This window comes from Bacillota bacterium (genome assembly GCA_040754675.1).
Taxonomy (GTDB): Bacteria; Bacillota; Limnochordia; order Limnochordales; family Geochordaceae; genus Geochorda.
The window spans coordinates 1-4,842 of record JBFMCJ010000310.1 but is presented as its reverse complement, the minus strand read 5'-3'; the positions used below and the strand labels follow the sequence as shown (position 1 = coordinate 4,842).

The window sequence follows — 4,842 nt, the reverse complement described above, 5'->3', positions numbered from 1 at the left end:
CCGGCCGCTCTACTGGGGTTGGGGCCGGGGCGGCGGGGGCGCGGCTCGGGGTGCGTCCGGCAGCGCGCCGGGCGGGGGCCGCCCGGTCGTCTACTTCGCCTCCGAGATCAAGGCCATCCGGACGGCGTGCCCGGGGTACGAGTCCGTTACGCCCGGGAGCGTGGCGGTCTTCCGCGTGGACGCAGGCAGGGCAGTACGCGGCCCGGCATGGGCCCGCACGCGGCTTTTCCCGTGGGAGCGGGGCGCCGCCCAGGCGGAGGTGTCGGGCGCGCAGGCCTCGGGCCCGCAGGTTTCGGGCGAGCAGCTTTCGGACGAGGCCGCGGTGGAGCAATTGGAGGCGCTGCTTCGCCGAGCCGTGGTCAAGCGGTTGATGGCCGACGTCCCGCTTGGCGTGCTCCTCAGCGGCGGCCTGGACTCGAGCCTCGTGGCCGCCCTGGCCCGCCAGCACTACGAGGGGCCCCTTCACTCGTTTGCCGTCGGCACGCCGGACAGCCCCGACCTCGACGCCTCCGCCCGGGTGGCGGCGGCGCTGGGTACCGTGCACCACGTCCGGACGTTCACCGAGGCGGACGCCCGGCGCCTCCTGCCAACCGTCATCTACCACCTGGAGAGTTTCGATGCGCCCCTGGTGCGAAGCGCCCTGGCCAACTACCTGGTGTTCGAGATGGCCTCCGAGCACGTCAGGGTGGCGCTCAGCGGCGAGGGCAGCGACGAACTCTTCGCCGGGTACGAAAGCCTCGCCGGCCTGGAGGGCCCCGCGCTGGGCGCCGAGCTGGCGCGCCTGGTCGAGCTCCTGCACAACACCAATTTGCAGCGCTCTGACCGCATGGGGCTGGCGTTCGGGGTCGAGGCCAGGGTGCCGTTTCTCGACATGGAACTGCTCGACTGGGCGTTCTCGCTGCCGGCTCACCTCAAGCGCCGCACGGAAGGCGACCGGATGGTCGACAAGTGGGTGGTTCGGGCGCTCGCCAGGCGCTTTTTGCCGGAGAACATCGCGGCGCGCCCCAAGGCGAAGTTCTCGCAGGGAAGCGGCGCCGCCGCGGCGCTCTCTCGCCTGGCCGAGGAACTGCTGAGCGACGGCGAGTGGCGCCGCCTGCAGGCACGCTGCCCTGACGTGCCGCTCAACTCCCGGGAGCAGGCGCTTTACCTGCGGCTCTTCCTGGACTTCTACCCCGAACCGGCCGCCCGCCGCGCCATCGGCCTGACGCGAAGCGTGGTGCCCGGCGAGGTGGCGTAGCCCCCTCCGGTGAGCGAGGCTACCTTCAACGAGGTGGGGACCAGTTCGCGCCATTCATCCGGGTAGTCCCCCCCGTTCGGGAGGGAATGGTCCGGTTTTGTTCGTATTCCCACCCCACCTCGACCACCGGCGCCCGAAGAGGGGGAACAGCCGTGTACATTCCGGAAGAGGTGGGCGAAGCGGGTCTCCAAGCGTTCCTGGAGCGGGCGTACGCCGAGGTTCCTGCGGTGCGGCGCCTGTTTGACGGCGCCGGTGTGTTGGTCTCCGGGCCCGAGAGCCCTGCCGCCGTGCTGCGGCGCATGCCGGTGACGTCCAAGGACGAACTTCGCGAACAGCAGCGGCAGAGGCCGCCGTTCGGCGAGTGGGTGCGGCAGGACCTGAAAGGCACGGCCCGGGTGTTCGTCTCGCCGGGCCCCATTTACAACGTGGAGGCCAACCGGGCCGACGACTGGGGGGCAGAAGAGGCGCTGCGGGCGGCGGGGTTCGGGCCGGGTGATCTGGTCATCAACACGTTTACCTACCACCTCAGCCCGGCGGCGTTCATCGTCGAGGCGGGATTGCGCGCCATCGGAGCGACGGTGATCCCGGCCGGCACGGGCGCCAAGGCCGATCAGGTCCGGCTGCTGCGGCACCTGCCGGTGACGGGCTTTGCAGGGGTGCCCAGCTACATGAAGGCCCTCCTGGATGAGGTGGCAGCGGACGGCCAAACAGGCGGGGCCGGACCGCCCGGGCTGCCCCTTCGCCGGGCGTGGTTTGCCGCCGAGCGGCTGCCCGAGGAGCTGCGCCAGCACCTCCGGGAGGCGTGGGGCATCGAGAGCTTCCAGGGGTACGGCACGGCCGAACTGGGGATTGTGGGGTACGAATGTCCCGAGCGCCATGGCATGCACCTGGGGAGCCAGGTCGTGGTCGAACTCCTCGACCCGTCCACCCGCCAGCCGGTGGCCGACGGGGAGGTGGGCGAGGTGGTGGTTACGGCGCTGCGCCCTGCCTACCCGCTGATCCGGCTTGCCACCGGCGACCTCTCTCGCCTCGTCACGCAGCCCTGCGCCTGCGGCCGGCGTTCGCCGAGGCTCGTCGGGGTGCTCGGGCGAGTGGGGTCGGGCGTGAAGGTTCGGGGGATGTTCGTCTACCCGCACCAGGTCGAGGGGCTGGCGCGCCACGTACCGGGCGTGGCCCGTGTTGCAGCCCGGGTGGGCCGTGTGGAGTTTCGGGATACGCTGACCGTGGAAGTTGAGCTGACCGCGGGCGCGGCGGCCGAGCGGCGTGCCGGTGGTGCGTCAAAGGTCGAGGAGGCCGTGGCCCGGGTGGCCCGGGAGCAGCTGCGGGTGCGGCCCGACGTCGTACGGATCGTCGAGCCGGGCAGCCTTTCAGGCCGCCCCGTGCTCGCAGACGACCGGGAGCGCTAGCATGCGTCACAAGCCGCCCGGGTTGAATCTCGTGCCCGAAGTTTGCGCCTGCGCAACCGTTGGTCCCGGCTCCGGGTAGGTGCCCTTCAACCCTCGTAGAAGTTTCGCACCCAGCGGTGAGCCCGTAGTTTCTGCACCTGCTCGGGTGAAAGCCCGCGCCCGTCGCCCGCCCGGCAGTTGGCCTCAACGTTGCGCACGGATCGCATGCCCGGGATAACCGTCGAGACCGCCGGGTGGCTCAGCGTAAACCGCAGCGCCACCTCGGGCAGCTCTTCCACGGCGATGCCCAGGTCGGCCACGATACGCTGAAGGCGCTCATAGACCTGCCGCTTGCGATCTCCCTTGAAGTAGTCGTTGCGCCAGTCACCCGGCGGGAAAGTCGTTTCGGGCGTGATCTTGCCCGTCAGGGCGCCCTCGTCCAGGGGCACCCGTACGATGACGCCGACGTTGTGGCGCTGGCAGGCCGGAAAGAGCCGGTCCTCGGGGGTCTGGTCGAAGATGTTGTAGATGACCTGCACCGTGTCGACGGCGCCCGTCTCGATGAGCCGGATGGCGTTTTCGGGCTGGTGGTCGTTGATGGAGACCCCGAAGAAGCGGATCTTTCCCTGCCGCTTCAGCCTCTCCACCGCCTCCAGCCAGTCGCCTCGCCCCACCCACTCGTCCGACCAGACGTGGAACTGAAGGACGTCGATGGTCTCCAGCCCCAGGTTGCGCAGGCTCTGCTCGGCGGAGGCGATCACGTGGTCGGCAGGGAACGCCTCGCTCGGCGGTACCCCGGCCCTGGCGGGCCACTCCCCGTTTCGGGGCGGCACCTTGGTGGCCACGTAGACCGTCTCGGGCCGCTGCCGGACCACCTGGCCGACGAGCCGCTCGCTGTGCCCGTCGCCGTAAACCAGGGCGGTGTCGATGAAGTTGACCCCCAACTCGATGGAGCGGTGAAGGGCACGGACCGACTCGTCGTCCTGGGCGCCAACCCACATGCCCTTCCCGATACCCCAGGCGCCAAACCCGATCTCCGAAACCTCGAGGCCGGTCCTGCCAAGCGTCCGGTAGTGCATCAGCATCCCCCATCCACGTGTGTAGCACGGGTCGGAAGATGGCGGCGAACTCCCCACCGTGCCACCCCTGCGTGCGAGCCGGCTGGCGCTTCCATGTTACCAGCCTGTCCGGGGCGGGGGAAGACCACTGTGCCGGTCTACATTCCGGTTCGATCGCCCGTGCGGGTCATCGTGCCGCGGGCCTTCCGGAGCAATGATCTCGCCGATTGCTTTCCAGCCTCTCCAGGAACCGGCGCCAGATGACCGTCGTCCCGTACATGTAACGGTGCGCCAGGATGACGCGAAGAGCCGGCGCCCCCCGGGGCCGTCGGGGTCAGCTCGGACACGATCAGCCAGTTCTCGCCAGTCTTCGACGCTGCCACGCTCCAGAACGTCCTTCAACGGCCTCTACGGTGTCTTCATGGCCCGGATTAAGATGGCGGTGCCACATCACAGGCACCTCCTGAGGTGGTGATGGCCCGCAACGACTCACAGGCCAAGGAGTTCCACTGCAATCACGGGCGGCATCTTCACCGCCCTCTGGAGCCTCCTGGGGCCTGATAACCACGTCGTCATGGCGGCCGGGGTCTACGGGCGCGCCTATTGTGCCGTCATCCAGGAACTGGCGCGCCGCCTTGCCGGTCGCGATGAGCCGCAGCGCCGCGGCGGGGTTGGGGAAGATACCCACCACGTCGGCGCGACGCCCAATCTCCCCGCTGAGCCGCTCCAGGGGGTTGGTCAAGTGAATCTGCCGCCAGTGCTCCGGCGGACAGGCAATGTAGGTCAGCACGTCACCGGCAGCCTTGAGCAGCCGCTCTGGGGATCACCGCTCACGGGGAGTGGAGCCAGGTTGTTGTGTGAACTGGCTACGCAGGAGCTTGCGTACCCGGTTGACGACCGAGTCGGCGGTTCCTGATCCGCCCAAGTTGACCAACGCTTGAAGCAACGGAATCCGATAAGCGCGCTGGAGGAAGGCGAGGACCGCTCGCCGAAGTGAGCCCGAGCGGAGGTTGCTGCGTCGTTTCGGCTTCGTTCGGCTACCGGGCGGCGTGCCATCGCGGAGAAACCCTCGCCACTCCATGGGCATTTGGCTGGTCCGGTCGCGTAGCTCCTTCACGTATCGCGCCCTGTCCGCCAGCCCCTCTGAGTGGCAAAGTAATCC

Annotated in this window: 3 protein-coding genes and 1 pseudogene; 2 read left to right on the top strand and 2 right to left on the bottom strand. The window is 69.2% G+C overall.

What is annotated here, in order from left to right; genetic code table 11:
- Window positions 1–1,237, top strand: a 1,237-nt coding sequence (locus AB1609_15615; protein MEW6047879.1) for an asparagine synthase-related protein, incomplete at its 5' end; no start/stop codon positions are given.
- Between the two features lie 152 nt (window positions 1,238–1,389).
- Entirely contained in the window at window positions 1,390–2,643 is a 1,254-nt protein-coding gene (locus AB1609_15610; protein MEW6047878.1) for an AMP-binding protein, read from the top strand.
- Window positions 2,644–2,729: 86 nt separating this feature from the next.
- Here AB1609_15610 and AB1609_15605 read toward each other — a convergent pair whose 3' ends face one another.
- Together AB1609_15605 and AB1609_15600 are read right to left on the bottom strand one after the other, a co-directional pair.
- Window positions 2,730–3,701, bottom strand: coding sequence for an aldo/keto reductase (locus AB1609_15605; GenBank protein ID MEW6047877.1), 972 nt, complete (start codon window positions 3,699–3,701; stop codon window positions 2,730–2,732).
- A gap of 625 nt (window positions 3,702–4,326) precedes the next feature.
- Window positions 4,327–4,473 (bottom strand): annotated as a pseudogene (locus AB1609_15600) (transposase).
- Between the last annotated feature and the right edge of the window lie 369 nt (window positions 4,474–4,842).

Excerpts from the sequence above, each read along its gene's own strand:
- AB1609_15605 (MEW6047877.1), bottom strand. The coding sequence starts at position 3,701 with ATGCACTACCGGACGCTTGGCAGGACCGGCCTCGAGGTTTCGGAGATC.